11 protein-coding genes are annotated in these 15,784 nt (G+C 71.5%); 10 read left to right on the top strand and 1 reads right to left on the bottom strand.

Annotated elements, in window-relative coordinates; genetic code table 11:
• Positions 1-72 precede the first annotated feature (72 nt).
• The 10 genes from OG574_RS17455 to OG574_RS17410 all read left to right on the top strand — a co-directional run bounded on the left by OG574_RS17455 (position 73) and on the right by OG574_RS17410 (position 14,383).
• Positions 73-1,026, top strand: a complete 954-nt coding sequence (locus OG574_RS17455; RefSeq protein WP_398375280.1) for a methionine synthase — start codon at positions 73-75, stop codon at positions 1,024-1,026.
• Between the two features lie 41 nt (positions 1,027-1,067).
• Positions 1,068-3,275: an NAD-dependent DNA ligase LigA gene (gene ligA / locus OG574_RS17450; protein WP_326773989.1), complete on the top strand. Its 2,208-nt coding sequence runs from the start codon at positions 1,068-1,070 to the stop codon at positions 3,273-3,275.
• Positions 3,276-3,958: 683 nt separating this feature from the next.
• Positions 3,959-6,217: a putative bifunctional diguanylate cyclase/phosphodiesterase gene (locus OG574_RS17445; protein WP_442816928.1), complete on the top strand. Its 2,259-nt coding sequence runs from the start codon at positions 3,959-3,961 to the stop codon at positions 6,215-6,217.
• Positions 6,218-6,513: 296 nt separating this feature from the next.
• On the top strand, positions 6,514-6,810 hold the full coding sequence (gene gatC / locus OG574_RS17440) for an Asp-tRNA(Asn)/Glu-tRNA(Gln) amidotransferase subunit GatC (protein WP_016642027.1): 297 nt from the start codon (positions 6,514-6,516) through the stop codon (positions 6,808-6,810).
• Positions 6,810-8,315, top strand: a complete 1,506-nt coding sequence (gene gatA, locus OG574_RS17435; protein WP_199842072.1) for an Asp-tRNA(Asn)/Glu-tRNA(Gln) amidotransferase subunit GatA — start codon at positions 6,810-6,812, stop codon at positions 8,313-8,315. Before gatC ends, gatA begins: the two co-directional genes overlap by 1 nt.
• 5 nt (positions 8,316-8,320) lie before the next feature.
• Positions 8,321-8,554: a hypothetical protein gene (locus OG574_RS17430; RefSeq protein ID WP_326778522.1), complete on the top strand. Its 234-nt coding sequence runs from the start codon at positions 8,321-8,323 to the stop codon at positions 8,552-8,554.
• A 16-nt stretch (positions 8,555-8,570) separates the two neighbouring features.
• Complete coding sequence (gatB, locus tag OG574_RS17425; protein ID WP_326773988.1) at positions 8,571-10,082, top strand: Asp-tRNA(Asn)/Glu-tRNA(Gln) amidotransferase subunit GatB; 1,512 nt, start codon at positions 8,571-8,573, stop codon at positions 10,080-10,082.
• Positions 10,083-10,193: 111 nt separating this feature from the next.
• Positions 10,194-11,447, top strand: coding sequence for an SLC13 family permease (locus OG574_RS17420; protein ID WP_326773987.1), 1,254 nt, complete (start codon positions 10,194-10,196; stop codon positions 11,445-11,447).
• 136 nt (positions 11,448-11,583) lie between these two features.
• Positions 11,584-13,857 (top strand): MMPL family transporter, encoded by a 2,274-nt coding sequence (locus tag OG574_RS17415; protein WP_326773986.1) that lies wholly within the window; start codon positions 11,584-11,586, stop codon positions 13,855-13,857.
• Positions 13,835-14,383 (top strand): GNAT family N-acetyltransferase, encoded by a 549-nt coding sequence (locus tag OG574_RS17410; RefSeq protein ID WP_100598267.1) that lies wholly within the window; start codon positions 13,835-13,837, stop codon positions 14,381-14,383. The genes OG574_RS17415 and OG574_RS17410 overlap by 23 nt, the downstream gene beginning before the upstream one ends.
• Here OG574_RS17410 and OG574_RS17405 read toward each other — a convergent pair.
• Positions 14,380-15,654 carry a DUF6777 domain-containing protein gene (locus OG574_RS17405; RefSeq protein WP_326773985.1) on the bottom strand — a complete coding sequence of 425 codons (1,275 nt, stop codon included), beginning with the start codon at positions 15,652-15,654 and terminating at the stop codon, positions 14,380-14,382. The genes OG574_RS17410 and OG574_RS17405 overlap by 4 nt on opposite strands.
• Between the last annotated feature and the right edge of the window lie 130 nt (positions 15,655-15,784).

Genomic DNA, 15,784 nt, shown 5'->3' with positions numbered 1-15,784 from the left:
CCTGTTACGTACGCTTCGCGGGTGAGCGAAAACAGCAAGTTCAGGCCGGGGCCGGCCACCGGTGTCGGATCGATGCCCGGTGGCGACGCGCGCGAGGCGGCCAAGACGGTCACCGGCAGTGTCGAGGAGTTCCCGTATCTGGCGGAACTGCCGGCGCGCGGACCCGGCGCCGACATGATCGGCCGGACCGCCGGACTGCTCGTCGAGCTGTACGCGCGCGTGGAGCCCAGCGGCTGGCGGCTCGGGGACCGGCCGGGCCGCGACACCCGGCGGGCCCGGTCCTGGATGGGCGAGGACCTGGACGCCCTCGAGGAGTTCACGCAGGGCTACCAGGGGCCGTTGAAGGTGCAGGCGGTCGGCCCCTGGACGCTCGCCGGCGCCCTGGAACTGCGTAACGGCGAGGTCGCCCTGTCCGACGAGGGCGCCTGCCGGGACCTCGCCGGCTCGCTCGCCGAGGGCCTGCGCCTCCACCTCGACGACGTGCGCCGCCGCGTCCCCGGGGCGGAGATCGTCCTCCAGCTCGACGAGCCGTCCCTCATCGCCGTACTGCGCGGCCAGGTCAGGACCGCCAGCGGATACCGCACCCACCGCGCCGTCGACCGCCAGCTCGTGGAGAGCACGCTCCGCGAGGTCGTCTCGGTCCACGACGGACCCGTCGTCGTGCACTCCTGCGCCCCCGACGTCCCGTTCGCCCTGCTGCGGCGTGCGGGCGCCGACGCGATCTCCTTCGACTTCTCGCTGCTCACCGAACGTGACGACGACGCGATCGGTGAGGCCGTCGAGGCCGGTACGCGGCTCTTCGCCGGTGTCGTGCCGGGCACGGACAGCCCATTGTCAGACCCTGCCGGTAGCGTCATGGGAGTCAGGACGCTGTGGCGCAGGCTGGGGCTGAATCCCGGCTCCCTCGCGGAGTCGGTCACGGTCACACCGTCGTGCGGTCTCGCGGGGGCCTCTCCCGCGTACGCGCGCGCCGCGCTCGCCCACTGCGTCCGGGCGGCGAGATCACTCGCGGACAACCCAGAGTGACGGCTCGGGATCCGCACAGGAACAAACGGGAGGACGAGACGGTGGCCGGCGATCAGCAGCACGCACAGCCCGCAGAGGTGCCCACGACGGCACGGGAGCAGCACGCGCAGCTCGCCGAGCAGATCGAGGAGCACCGCTTCAGGTACTACGTGAAGGACCAGCCGGTCGTCAGCGACGGCGAGTTCGACAAACTCCTGCGCTCCCTGGAGGCGCTGGAGGAGCAGTACCCCGAGCTGCGCACCCCCGACTCGCCGACCCAGAAGGTCGCGGGCTCGTACGCGCCGGTGTCCACGTCGTTCACGGCCGTCGAGCACCGCGAACGCATGCTCTCCCTCGACAACGCCTTCGACGACGCCGAGTTGGCCGCCTGGGCGGACCGCATCGCTCGGGACGTCGGCACGTCCGACTACCACTTCCTGTGCGAACTCAAGATCGACGGCCTCGCGGTCAACCTCACGTACGAGGACGGCAAGCTCACCCGAGCCGCCACCCGCGGCGACGGCCGCACCGGCGAGGACATCACGCCCAACGTGCGCACGATCGCCGAGATCCCCCACCGCCTCAAGGGCGACCGCGTCCCGGCGCTCGTGGAGATCCGCGGCGAAGTCTTCTTCCCCATGGAGGGGTTCGAGGAGCTCAACGCGCGCCTGGTCGAGGCCGGGGACAAGCCCTTCGCCAACCCGCGCAACGCGGCGGCGGGTTCGCTCCGCCAGAAGGACCCCCGCGTCACCGCGACGCGCCCGCTCCACATGGTCGTGCACGGCATCGGCGCCCGCGAGGGCTTCGACATCGACCGCCTCTCCCAGGCCTACGAGCTGCTGCACGAATGGGGCCTGCCCACCGCCCGGCACAACAGGGTGGTCGACAGCATCGAGGACGTACGGGAGTTCATCGCCCACTACGGGGAGAACCGCCACTCCATCGTCGAGCACGAGATCGACGGCGCCGTCGTCAAGCTCGACGAGATCCCCCTCCAGGGGCGCCTCGGCTCCACCTCGCGCGCGCCGCGCTGGGCCATCGCCTGGAAGTACCCGCCGGAGGAGGTCAACACCAAGCTGGTCAACATCCGCGTGGGTGTGGGCCGCACCGGCCGCGTCACGCCGTACGCGCAGGTCGAACCGGTCACCGTGGCCGGCTCGGAGGTCGAGTTCGCGACCCTGCACAACCAGGACGTCGTCAAGAAGAAGGGCGTCCTCATCGGCGACACCGTCGTCCTGCGGAAGGCGGGCGACGTCATCCCCGAGATCCTCGGCCCGGTCGCCGACCTGCGCGACGGCAGCGAGCGGGAGTTCGTGATGCCCGCCGAGTGCCCTGAGTGCGGCACGCCTCTGCGGGCCATGAAGGAGGGCGACATCGACCTCCGCTGCCCGAACGCCCGTTCCTGCCCGGCCCAGTTGCGCGAGCGCCTCTTCTACCTCGCGGGCCGCAAGTCCCTCGACATCGAGAACTTCGGTTACGTGGCGGCCGCCGCCCTCACCAAGCCCCTGGAGCCGTCCGAGCCGGCGCTCTCCGACGAGGGCGACCTGTTCGACCTCACCATCGAGCAGCTGCTGCCGATCAGGGCGTACGTCCTCGACCAGGACAGCGGACTGCCGAAGCGGGACCCGAAGACCGGCGAGGAGAAGATCGCCACGGTCTTCGCCAACCAGCAGGGCGAGCCCCGCAAGAACGCCCTGTCCATGCTGGAGAACATCGCGGCGGCCAAGGAGCGGCCCCTCGCCCGCATCATCACCGGCCTGTCGGTGCGCCATGTGGGCCCCGTCGCCGCCGAGGCGCTGGCCCGCGAGTTCCGCTCCATCGACCGCATCGAGCAGGCCACCGAGGAGGAGCTCGCCGCCACCGACGGCGTCGGGCCGATCATCGCCGCCTCGCTCAAGCAGTGGTTCGCGGAGGACTGGCACCGCGAGATCCTGCGCAAGTGGCGGGCCGCCGGGGTCCGGATGGAGGAGGAGGGCGCCGGCGAGGACCAGGGCCCCCGCCCGCTCGAAGGCCTCACGGTCGTCGTCACCGGCACACTCGAGCACCACACCCGAGATGGCGCGAAAGAGGCCCTGCAGAGTAGAGGGGCCAAGGTGACGGGCTCCGTTTCCAAGAAGACCTCCTTCGTCGTAGTGGGGGACAACCCGGGCTCCAAGTACGACAAGGCGATGCAGCTGAAGGTTCCGGTTCTGAACGAGGACGGGTTCGCTGTCCTGCTCGAACAGGGGCCGGAGGCGGCGGCGGGTGCTGCGCTTCCGACCGAGGAGTAGCGGTTGAAGGCCACCCGTTCAGCGCATACCAGATGCATACGGGTGGCTGGGGCGCATTCGGGCAACCGTGGTCGACCGGTGCCCCTGGAAGCCTTCTGCGGCCTACTGTTGAGGGGTGCGCCTGCCGTGCCCGGCTGCGGATGGGGCATCCCGTGCCCACGACGGGCACGGGGCAGAGAACGAGGACGCGGTACCGCTGACGGAAGTCGTCCGCATCGGATCGCGTGGCGTGGGCACCGCCGGCTGTGAGAGGGACGGGAATGGAACCGACCGAGAGCGCCGCTCCGGACTCACGGCTGCGCACGCGCTGGCGCGTGTGGCGAGGCACCGCCAGCCCGGCGGCGCGCAGCGTGCCGCGACCGGACGAGACGGACCAGTCCGGTGAGACGGACAACGACACCGGCGAGACGGACCAGGGCGACGGGCGCCCCAGGCGCGGTGGGTGGCGCGCGGCCCTCGGGGACCGCGGCGCGGGGCGTACGCGCCGTCGCGTGGGCTCCGGTGCCCGGGGCGAGAGCGGACGAAGTGGATCCGCCGGCGCATCGGCCGGATCCGGGGCGCTTGCACCCGGCTGGCCCGCGTCCGGTTCGAACGGCGGAGCCGGGATCGGCGCCTACGGCGTCCTCGGATCCGGTGCAGCGGTGTCCGGTTGGCCCGCCCCGGGTTCGAACGGCGGGGCTGGCATCGGTGCCATCGGCGGGACCGGCTCCGGAGCGGCGGTGAGCGGCGGGACCGGCTGGACCGGGGCCGCCGCTGACGGTGGTTCCGGGTGGACGGGCGCCGACGCGGGCTTCGCGGGCGGCTGGCCGAACCGCGGGTACGGGACCCTCGGCGGGGCGTTCGGCGGAGCCTTCGGTGAGGAAGGGGACGGCCGGGAGCGCTCCTGGCTCGGCGCGCTGCCCATGCTGCCCCTCGCGATCGTCGCCCTCGCCGCCGCCGTGCTCGGCACCGGCTTCTACCGCGCTTTCACCGGCAGCCACGCGCTCTTCCCGTCCGGCGCCGCCGGCTGGTCCCTCGCCGTACTGACCGGCATCATCGTCGGCCACCTCGTCGCGCTGGGCCGCGACCGCTGGTGGGGCGGCACCGGCTCGGGCGCGGCCTTAACGCTCGCGGTCCTGCTGCTCTACGGCTGGGTGCCCGCCGGCATGGTCAGCCTCACCGTCGTCGTCCTCGTCGGCATCGCCCGCCGGCACCGCTGGCGCCAGGGCATCCTGCACGGCGCGGTCGACATCATCGGCATCGGCGCGGGCGCCCTCGTGCTCGCCGTGTTCGGTCAGGTACCGTCTGTGGAGTCCCCCTGGAAGCCGGAGACCTGGACGGTTCTCAACGCCCCCGAGGTGGCGCTCGTCGCGACCGCCTACCTCGCGGTCACCCGCAGCCTGCTCTGGTACGTCCACGCGCCGCGTGCCTCCGGGCTGCCCACCGTCGCCCGCACCGCCCTTCTCCGGCAGGGTCTCGTCGGCGTCGCGCTGCTCGGCATCGCCCCGCTGATCTGCGTGGTCGCCATCGCGCTGCCCGTGCTGCTGCCGCTGTTCGCCGTCCCGCTCATCGCGCTCGACTCGACGCTGTGGATCGCCCGGGCCCGCGCCGAGGAGCAGCTGCGCGACCCGCTCACCGGGCTGCCCAACCGTCAGTGGCTGCTGGAGCGGACGTGGACCGCGCTCGACGACGCCGAGCGGATCGGCGCGCGCAGCGCCCTCCTGCTCATCGACCTGGACCGCTTCCGGTCGGTCAACGACACCCTCGGTCACCTCGCGGGGGACCGGCTCCTGCTCCAGATAGCCGACCGGCTCCGGATGGCCCTGCCCCGAGGGGCGGAGGCCGCACGCCTCGGCGGCGACGAGTTCGCCGTACTCCTGCCCGTGGTCGACTCCACGACATCCGCCACCCGAGTGGCGCGCACCCTGGTCGCCGCCCTCGGCTCCCCGCTCGACCTGGACGGGCTCACGCTGGTCCTGGAGGCCAGCGCCGGACTCGCCGTCTTCCCCGACCACGCACTCGACGCCGAAGGGCTGCTGCGCCGCGCCGACGTCGCCATGTACCAGGCGAAGCGTGACCGTACGGGCGTCGAGGTCTACGAGTCGAAGCGGGATTCCAACACCCCCGACCGCCTCGGCCTGCTCGGCGATCTGCGCCGCGCGCTCGACGCCGGCGACGTGGAGGTGCACTACCAGCCGAAGGTCCGCTTCGACGGACAGGTCGCCGGCCTCGAGGCGCTGGTGCGCTGGGTGCACCCCGAGCGGGGCAAGGTCCCGCCGGACGAGTTCATCGCCATCGCCGAGTCGTCCGGACTCATGCCCCATCTGACCGAGTACGTCCTGGAGACGGCGCTCGCGCAGGTCGCCCGGTGGCGGGCGCAGGGCCTGCGCGTGCCGGTCGCGGTGAACGTGTCGCCGAGGGACGTGCACACCCCGGGATTCGCCGGCGCGGTCGCCGCGCGGCTCGCCCGGCACGGCGTCCCCCCGGGCGCCCTGCAGCTGGAGATAACCGAGCACGTGTTGCTGGAGGACCCCCAGCGCGCCGCCGACACCCTCGCCGGGCTCACCGGGCACGGCGTGAAGATGTCCCTCGACGACTTCGGCACCGGCTACTCCTCCCTCGTCCACCTGCGTCGCCTCCCGGTCAGCGAGCTGAAGATCGACCGCTCGTTCGTGGCCCGCCTCGCCGTGGACAACGAGGACGCGGAGATCGTCCGCTGCACCGTCGACCTGGCGCACTCGCTCGGACTGCTCGTCGTCGCCGAGGGCGTCGAGGACGACGAGACCTGGGAGCGCCTGCGCGACCTCGGGTGCGACGCCGTCCAGGGCTGGCTCGTCGCCGCCGCGATGCCGCCGGACGAGACGACGGCGTGGCTGCGGGCGCGCGGCTCCCGCGGATGGCAGCGGCCCTCCGTCCTCGCCGCCGAGGCCGAGGACCAGTCATCGGGACAGACGGTCAACTGAGCCGTACAGGGGTGACAGGGGCCGTCGCGGACCTCCGAACGGGAAACCGTTTAACAGGCACAGCACCGCGCCCCATAGGATTGGGGCCAGTCGTCCCATTCCCGTCTGTCGTGCGACGCCCGGCACGCACGCTCGCCGCGTTGCCGAAGGGTCCACGTGGCTCCGCCACGAGGACGCTCCGGCGCCTTGCGATCGCACGCACCAGACGACGCACGACCCGCCCTCCGGGCGGACGACGGGAATGGGACGACTGGCCCCGGCCCACACCACACTCACTCACCCCAGAGGATCGCTGCATGCCTGGCATCACGCGCGAGGAGGTCGCACACCTCGCACGGCTGGCGCGTCTGGAGCTGAAGGACGAAGAGCTCGACCACTTCGCCGGACAGCTCGACGACATCATCGGCGCGGTCGCCCGCGTCTCGGAGGTCGCCGACCAAGACGTACCGCCGACCTCCCACCCGCTCCCGCTGACGAACGTCATGCGGGCGGACGAGGTTCGTCCGTCGCTCACCCCCGAGCAGGCGCTCTCCGGCGCCCCGGCCCAGGAGCAGCAGCGTTTCAAGGTGCCGCAGATCCTGGGGGAGGACTAATCACCATGACGGACAGCAACATCATCAAGCTCACCGCCGCCGAGATCGCCTCGAAGATCGCCGCCGGCGAGCTCACGGCCGTCGAGGTCACCGAGGCCCACCTGGCCCGGATCGAGGCCGTCGACGAGAAGGTGCACGCCTTCCTGCACGTCGACCGTGAGGGCGCTCTCGCGCAGGCCCGCGCCGTCGACGCCAAGCGCGCCGCGGGCGAGAAGCTCGGCCCGCTGGCCGGCGTACCGCTCGCGCTGAAGGACATCTTCACCACCGAGGGCATCCCGACCACGGTCGGTTCGAAGATCCTCGAAGGCTGGATCCCGCCGTACGACGCCACCCTGACGCGCAAGCTCAAGGAGGCCGACGTCGTCATCCTCGGCAAGACCAACATGGACGAGTTCGCCATGGGGTCCTCCACCGAGAACAGCGCGTACGGCCCGACCGGCAACCCGTGGGACCTCACCCGCATCCCCGGCGGCTCCGGCGGCGGCTCCTCCGCGGCCCTCGCCGCCTACGAGGCCCCGCTCGCCATCGGCACGGACACCGGCGGTTCGATCCGCCAGCCCGCGGCCGTCACCGGCACCGTCGGCGTCAAGCCGACCTACGGCGGCGTCTCGCGCTACGGCATGGTGGCGTTCTCCAGCTCCCTCGACCAGGGCGGCCCCTGCGCCCGTACGGTCCTGGACGCGGCGCTCCTGCACGAGGTCATCGCCGGCCACGACCCGCTCGACTCGACGTCCATCGACGCGCCGGTCCCGCCGGTCGTCGAGGCCGCTCGCAACGGCTCGGTCCGGGGCATGCGCGTCGGCGTCGTCAAGCAGTTCTCCGGCGAGGGCTACCAGGCCGGCGTCGTCCAGCGCTTCAACGAGTCGGTCGAGCTGCTCACGTCGCTCGGCGCCGAGATCGTCGAGCTGGACTGCCCGACCTTCGACCTGGCCCTGTCGGCGTACTACCTGATCGCGCCGTCCGAGTGCTCGTCCAACCTGGCCCGCTTCGACGCCATGCGCTACGGCCTGCGGGTCGGCGACGACGGCACGAAGTCGGCCGAGGACGTCACTGCCCTCACCCGTGAGGCCGGCTTCGGCGACGAGGTCAAGCGCCGCGTCATCCTCGGCACGTACGCGCTCAGCTCCGGCTACTACGACGCGTATTACGGCAGCGCCCAGAAGGTCCGCACCCTGATCACTCAGGAGTTCGAGCGGGCCTTCGAGCAGGTCGACGTGATCGTCTCGCCGACGACGCCGACCACCGCCTTCCCGATCGGCGAGCGCGCCGACGACCCGATGGCGATGTACCTGGCCGACGTGTGCACGATCCCGACCAACATGGCGGGCAACGCAGCCATGTCGCTGCCCTGCGGCCTCGCGCCGGAGGACGGCCTTCCGGTCGGGCTGCAGATCATCGCCCCCGCCATGAAGGACGACCGGCTGTACAAGGTCGGCGCCGCCGTCGAGGCCGCCTTCGTGGAAAAGTGGGGCCACCCGCTTCTCGAGGAGGCTCCGTCGCTGTGAGTGCCATGGCAAAGAAGGCCAAGAACTTCAAGAAGTCCAAGACCGGCGCATACGTGTCGATTGCGAGCACTGCTTTCGGCGCGATCAGTGTCGCGAAGCAGGCAAAGATGGCTCGTAACGACCACGACACCCTGCGGCTGATCGACGCCGCGGTGTCCGCCGCCGCCATCGTTACCGGCCTGGCGATCCTCTACCGGGAGCTGAAGCGCCTGGGCGACGACGACGTCCTGCTGGGCTGAGAGGGAAAGTCTCACCGTGACCGTCACTGAACTGATGCCGTACGACGCGGCACTCGCGACGTACGACCCCGTCATGGGCCTCGAGGTCCATGTCGAGCTGGGTACGAAGACGAAGATGTTCTGCGGGTGCTCCACCGAGCTGGGCGCCGAGCCCAACTCGCAGACCTGCCCCACCTGTCTCGGCCTGCCCGGCTCGCTCCCGGTCGTCAACGCGATCGGCGTCGAGTCGGCCATCAAGATCGGCCTCGCGCTCAACTGCGAGATCGCCGACTGGTGCCGCTTCGCCCGGAAGAACTACTTCTATCCGGACATGCCGAAGAACTTCCAGACCTCCCAGTACGACGAGCCCATCGCCTTCAACGGCTACCTCGACGTACAGCTGGAGGACGGCGAGATCTTCCGCGTGGAGATCGAGCGCGCCCACATGGAGGAGGACACCGGCAAGTCGCTGCACGTCGGTGGCGCGACGGGCCGTATCCACGGCGCCTCGCACTCCCTGCTCGACTACAACCGCGCCGGCATCCCCCTCATCGAGATCGTCACCAAGCCGATCGAGGGCGCCGGGGAGCGGGCGCCGGAGGTGGCGAAGGCGTACGTCGCCGAGCTGCGCGAGGTCATCAAGGCGCTCGACGTCTCCGAGGCCCGGATGGACAAGGGCCAGATGCGCTGCGACGTGAACCTGTCGCTGCGCACCAGCCCCGAGGCGACCTTCGGCACCCGCTCGGAGACGAAGAACGTCAACTCGCTGCGTTCCGTCGAGCGCGCCGCCCGTTACGAGATCCAGCGGCACGCCGCTGTCCTGTCGTCCGGCGGCACGATCGTGCAGGAGACCCGTCACTTCCACGAGGAGGACGGCTCCACCACGTCGGGCCGCATCAAGGACAACGCCGAGGACTACCGCTACTTCCCCGAGCCGGACCTGGTGCCGGTGGCGCCCGCCCGCGCCTGGGTGGAGGAGCTGCGCTCGGAGCTGCCCGAGATGCCTCGCGTGCGCCGCAACCGGCTGCGCGAGGAGTGGGGCGTCTCCGAGCACGACATGCAGTCGATCCTCAACGCGGGCGCGGTCGACCCGATCGTCGCCACGATCGAGGCCGGCGCCGACTCCGTCTCGGCCCGCAAGTGGTGGATGGGTGAACTCGCCCGTAACGCCAACGAGTCGGGCACGGCGCTCGACGAGCTGCCCATCACCCCGGCCCAGGTGGCCCGGGTGGCGGCGCTCGTCTCCGCCGGTGACCTCAATGACAAGCTGGCGCGCCAGGTCATCGAGGGTGTCCTCGCGGGCGAGGGCGACCCGGACACGGTCGTCGAGAAGCGCGGCCTGAAGGTCGTCTCGGACGAGGGTGCGCTCGGCGCGGCCGTCGACGAGGCCATCGCGGGCAACGCCGGGATCGCCGACAAGATCCGTGGTGGCAAGGTCGCCGCCGTCGGCGCGCTCGTGGGTGCCGTCATGAAGGCGACCCGGGGTCAGGCCGACGCGGCGCGCGTCAAGGAACTGATCCTGGAGAAGCTGGGCGTCTCCGAGGGCTGAGGCGGTTCTTGCGGGGGTCCGCCCCCGCGTCCCTCTGACCTCAAACGCCGGCCGGGCTGAGATGCCCGGCCGGCGTTTGCCATGGGGGGTACGAATACTTGGAGCCGCACGTTGAGCACCGTCCCCGCCGAACTCCTCTCCGTCACCCTCCTCCTGCTCATCCTCGGCTTCGCCGTGGTGCGTCCCCGGCAGCTGCCGGAGGCCGTCGTCGCCGTGCCCGCGGCGGCGATCGTCGTGGCGGTCGGCGCCGTGTCGCCCGCGCACGCGTGGGCCGAGACACGGGAGCTGCTGCCGGTCGTCGGATTCCTCGCCGCCGTCCTGGTCCTGGCACAGCTGTGCGCCGACGAGGGCCTTTTCAAGGCCGCGGGCGACGCGATCGCGCGGGCCTGCAAGGGCAGTCCACGCCGCATGCTCGGCGGGGTCTTCGCCGCGGCCGCCGTGATCACGGCTGTACTGAGCCTCGACGCCACCGTCGTGCTGCTCACACCGGTCGTCCTCGCCACGGCCCGCCGGATCGGCGCGAGGCCGCGCCCGCACGTCTACGCGAGCGCCCACCTCGCCAACTCCGCCTCGCTGCTCCTTCCGGTCTCGAACCTCACCAACCTGCTCGCCTTCACCGCGAGCGGACTCACCTTCGCCCGGTTCGCAGGGCTCATGGCCCTGCCGTGGCTGGGCGCGATCGCCGTCGAGTACGCGGTGTTCCGTCGGTACTTCGCCGACGATCTGGCGGCGCCCGCCCATGAGCCGGACGCGGAGGAGCCGCCGGGCGTCCCGGTGTTCACCCTCACCGTCCTCGCCCTGACGCTCGTGGGTTTCGTCGTCACCTCGTTCGCCGGGATCGACCCGCTGTGGGCGGCGGTCGTCGGCACGGCCGTCCTCGCGGCGCGGGCGCTCGGGCAGCGGCGCACGACCCCGCTCGCGCTGGTGAAGTCGGCGCACCCGTACTTCTGCCTCTTCGTCCTCGCGCTCGGGATCGTGGTCAAGGCGGTCGTCGACAACGGGCTGGGGGACGGCATCGACCGGCTGCTGCCCGAGGGCTCGTCGCTGCTCGCACTGCTCGCCGTCGCCGGCGTCGCGGCCCTGCTCGCCAACCTGATCAACAACCTTCCGGCCGTTCTCGCGCTGCTCCCCGTGGCGGGGCCCGCGGGTCCGGGACCGGTCCTCGCCGTCCTCATCGGTGTCAATCTCGGCCCCAACCTCACGTATGTGGGCTCGCTCGCCACGCTCCTGTGGCGCCGCATCGTCCACGCCCACGACGTGCATCCCAGGCTCGGTGACTTCACACGGCTGGGCGTGCTCACGGTCCCGGCGACCCTGGTCGTCTCAACGGTCGCGCTCTGGGCGGGACTTCAGTTCCTGGGCTGAACGGCAGCGCGCCCTTGTGAGTAAGGCCACGAAAGCGACAAAAGATCACTTCTTGCTGTAAGAGTGGCTTGCCATTGCTCATGTGTTCTTTGCGGGCCGTTCCCGGTGAAGATCCACAAACCCTGGGAGCCCGTCCGTGGCAGCTCTCGCACGATGGTGTGCACGGCACCGCCTCGTAGTCGTCCTGCTGTGGCTCCTCGCCCTCGGCGCCACGAGCGCCGCGGCGGCCGTCGCGGGCTCCTCGTACTCGAACGACTACGAGGCACCGGGCACCGAGTCGGGGCGCGCCACCCAGCTCCTCGACGACGGTTTCCCCGGCCTCGGCGGCGACAGCGACACCGTCGTCTGGCACACGGACGGCAGCATGGTCCGCGCCGCCGACGTGAAAGAGCGCATGACCCGCACGCTCGACAGGATCGAGCGCCTGCCCGGCATCGCCGCTGTCACCGGCCCGTACGAGCAGCAGGGCACGAGTCAGATAAGCGCCGACGGACGCACCGCCTACGCCATGGTCACCTTCGACCGGCAGTCCGGCGACATCGCCAAGGCGGACGCCCAGCGCCTCGTCGACACGGCCAAGGCCGCCGAGAAGAACGCCCCCGACGGACTGCGGGTCGAACTCGGCGGCAGCGCCGTCGCCCTGACCGAGTCCGCCCAGGGACATGCCGCCGAGATCGTCGGCGTCGTGGTCGCCGCCGTCGTCCTCCTGCTTGCCTTCGGCTCCCTCGCGGCCAGCGCCCTGCCCATCGCCACGGCCCTGGTCAGCGTGGGCACCGCCGCCTCCGGCATCGTGCTCCTCGGCCATGTGATGACCGTCGCCGACTTCGCCCCGATGCTCGGCATGCTCGTCGGCCTCGGCGTCGGCATCGACTACGCCCTGTTCATCGTGACCCGGCACCGGCGCGGCCTGAAACAGGGCCTGCCCGTGAACGAGGCCGCGGAGCGGGCCGTCGCCACCACCGGGCGAGCGGTCGTCTTCGCCGGCGCCACCGTCTGCATCGCGCTCCTCGGCATGCTGATCCTGCGCCTCAGCTTCCTCAACGGCGTCGCGATCGCCGCGTCCCTGACCGTGCTCCTCACCGTCGCCGCGTCCGTCACGCTCCTGCCCGCGCTCCTGTCGTTCATCGGCATGCGCGCGCTCAGCAGGCGCCAGCGGCGCAGACTCGCCGAACACGGGCCCGAGCCGGAGCGGCCGGCCGGGTTCGCCGCCCGCTGGGCCGCCTTCGTGGAGCGCCACCCCCGGCTCCTCGGCGGCCTCGCACTCGGCGTGATCGCGGTGCTCTCGGTGCCTACGTTCTTCCTGCACCTGGGCACGTCCGACCAGGGCAACAACGCGTCGTCGTCCACGACCAGGCAGGCCTACGACCTCCTGGCCGACGGATTCGGGCCGGGCGTGAACGGGCCGCTGACCCTTGTCACACCCATAGACGGCGCCGGCGACCAGGTCGCCCTGAGCCGTCTGGAGTCCCTGATCGACTCGGCCGAGGGCGTCTCCTCGGTGACCCCGGCGACGTACAACGGCAGCGGCACCGCCGCCTTCCTGACCGTCGTGCCGAAGTCCGCACCGCAGTCCCAGAGGACCAGCGAGCTCGTCGACCGACTGCGCAGTGACGTCATCCCCGCGGCCGAGAAGGGCACGTCCCTCGATGTGCAGCTCGGCGGAGTCACCGCCAGCTACGACGACTTCGCCGACGTCATCGTCGGCAAACTGCCGCTGTTCGTGGGCGTCGTCATCGGACTCGGCTGCGTCCTGCTGCTCCTGGCCTTCCGTTCCATCGGCATCCCTCTCAAGGCCGCCGCGATGAACGTCGCGGCCGTCGCCTCCGCCTTCGGCGTCGTCGTCGCCATCTTCCAGTGGGGCTGGGGCAGCGAGATGCTCGGCCTCGGCAGAGCGGGCCCGATCGAGCCCTTCCTCCCCGTGATCATGGTGTCGGTCCTGTTCGGACTCTCCATGGACTACCAGGTGTTCCTGGTCAGCCGCATGTACGAGGAGTGGCTGGAGACCCGCGACAACCGGCGGGCCGTCCGCGTCGGGCTCGCCGAGACCAGCCGTGTCATCAACTCCGCGGCCGTGATCATGATTTCGGTCTTCCTGGCCTTCGTCCTCAGCGGCGACCGCGTCATCGCGATGTTCGGCATCGCACTGGCCGCCGCCGTCGCCCTCGACGCGTTCGTCCTGCGCACGCTCCTCGTGCCCGCCCTCATGCACATGCTCGGCGGCGCCAACTGGTGGCTGCCGCAGTGGCTCGACCGCCGGCTGCCCCGCATCAGCATCGAGCCGCCCGAGTGCGGCGAGGCGCATGCGAGTATGCCTGGACAGCGCCCGACCGAGGACGGCGCGCTGCTGGACGTACTGGTGAAGGCCGAAGCCGAGGAGCGCAAACGCGATGTACACGATCTCCCTGGGTGACGACGGCGCGGAGCTGCGGCCACTTGAGACGTGGCACGCCGAGCAGTTCCTCGCCCATCTGGAGCGCGGGCGCGAGTTCATAGGGCAGCACATCGGGTTCGGCTCGAACGTCAAGGACGTCGACTCCGCCCGGGACCTGCTCAAGTCCTATGCCGACAAGCGCGCCGCCGACAGCGGGAGCCTGCACGGGCTCTGGCTGGACGGGACGCTCGTCGGCGGCCTGCTCTTCCGGATCTTCGACGCGGAGGGCGGCAACTGCGAGATCGGCTGCTGGCTCGAGCCCGCCGCCGCCGGACGTGGCCTCGTCACGCGCGGCGCGCGCGTCCTCATCGACTGGGCGGTCCTCGAACGCGGCATCCACCGCGTGGAGTGGGTCGCCTCCTCCGCGAACGAGCCCAGCCTGAACGTGGCGCGGCGGCTCGGCATGCGGCGCGACGGGGTGCTGCGCGAGGCGGGCTCGCACAAGGGCGTCAAGCAGGATCTTGAGGTGTGGTCGGCGCTCGCGCCGGAGTGGCGCGCGCGTTAGCCCGTCTGTCCAGGTGGGCCCTGGCTCGCCGGTTGTGAGGCGGGTGACTCGGGGGCGGCGGAATCCGCGCTCGACGGCGGGGCCGACGACGCTCCGGGGGCCTCGGACGACGGTGGCTGCGAAGACTCGGATGGCTGGGACGACTCGGAGGACCGAGAGGTCTCGGACGACGGGGTTGTCGAGGAGGTCGAGGTGCCCGAGGAGGAGACTCCGGGTGGGGTGTGCGCCGTCGTCTTCTGGTCGCTGCCGCCCGTGCTGCCCGCGGTTCGGGTGAACCAGCCCTTGGTCTCCGGGTCGTACATCACGAAACCGTTCACCGGCTGCGGCGCCGGCGAAACGACCACCACGTCCGACGACTTGTACCCGGACCAGGCCTTGCCCTGACGCTTCACCGAGCCCCGCAGAGGCACCGGCGCGAGCAGCGGATTCCCGCACGAGCACCGCACGCGCGGCTCGCCGCGGTCGTTCACGAGCACGGCCGTGCCGGACTGGAGCACGGACTGGAACTTCGTCGGAGCGCCGCTGCGGAAGCCGTGATTCGTGACCCGGGTGTCGAGGCGGAGCTGAACCGGCGTCAGCGACCGCAGATACGCGGGGACACTCGACGGATCGATGCTGAGTACCGAGGCGAACGCCTTGTTCCTGTCCGGCTCCGCGCCCAGCGCGCGGATCTGCTTCTCCACGTCGCAGCTGGAGACGTTGCGGGTGCCGCCGTACAGGCCGGCAGCGGAGCCCTCGACGCCCCGGACCACGTTCGCCTTCTCCGAAGAGCTCTCCCCGGACGCGCTCGGCAGCGCGGTGGGCGTCGTCGCGGTGGCGCCCTTGTGGGTGCTCGACTCGGTGTACGGGTCGGGGCCGGACGAGTCGGCGCTCTGGAGGAAGAGTTCGTCACCGGACGCGGTTCCGCCGCTGCCACCGTCGCCGCCTGAGCTGGTGAGGACGACGGTGAGGACCACAGCGGCGACGATCAGGGCGCCGAGCCCCGCGAGCTTCTTGGGCGTGAACCGCCACCAGGGACGGCCGGGGTGCGGGCCGTGCGGCGGCGGGGTGTCGCCCGGGGGCGGCGGGCCGCCGGGGCCGCCGCCCGTGCTGCCAGAGCCAGAGCCAGAGCCAGAACCGGCGCCGGAGCCGGCGCCCGTGCCTTCGCCGGACGGCGGTTCCGAGGGGTGCTCGGGCGGCGGGGGTACGGGCGCCGCGGGCTGGGTCGGGCCCGAGAGCGGGCCGGATGGGGGGCCGGTGGGGCGGCCGGGCTCCGTCGGTCGGTCACTCACTGGCGCTTCTTCTCACCGTAGGAGGCATGGGGCGGGCTGGGGGAGGGCCCGCCTCTCGGTCCGGCGGCCCGGTCCCCTTTGTCCTGTCACCTCCACATTGTGTGCTCCGTACTCGTACGGCTCGCAAGCC

The organism is Streptomyces sp. NBC_01445 (assembly GCF_035918235.1).
Taxonomy (GTDB): Bacteria; Actinomycetota; Actinomycetes; order Streptomycetales; family Streptomycetaceae; genus Streptomyces.
Note: the sequence above shows the minus strand (reverse complement) of the source record. Positions and strands in the feature narration are given on the sequence as shown.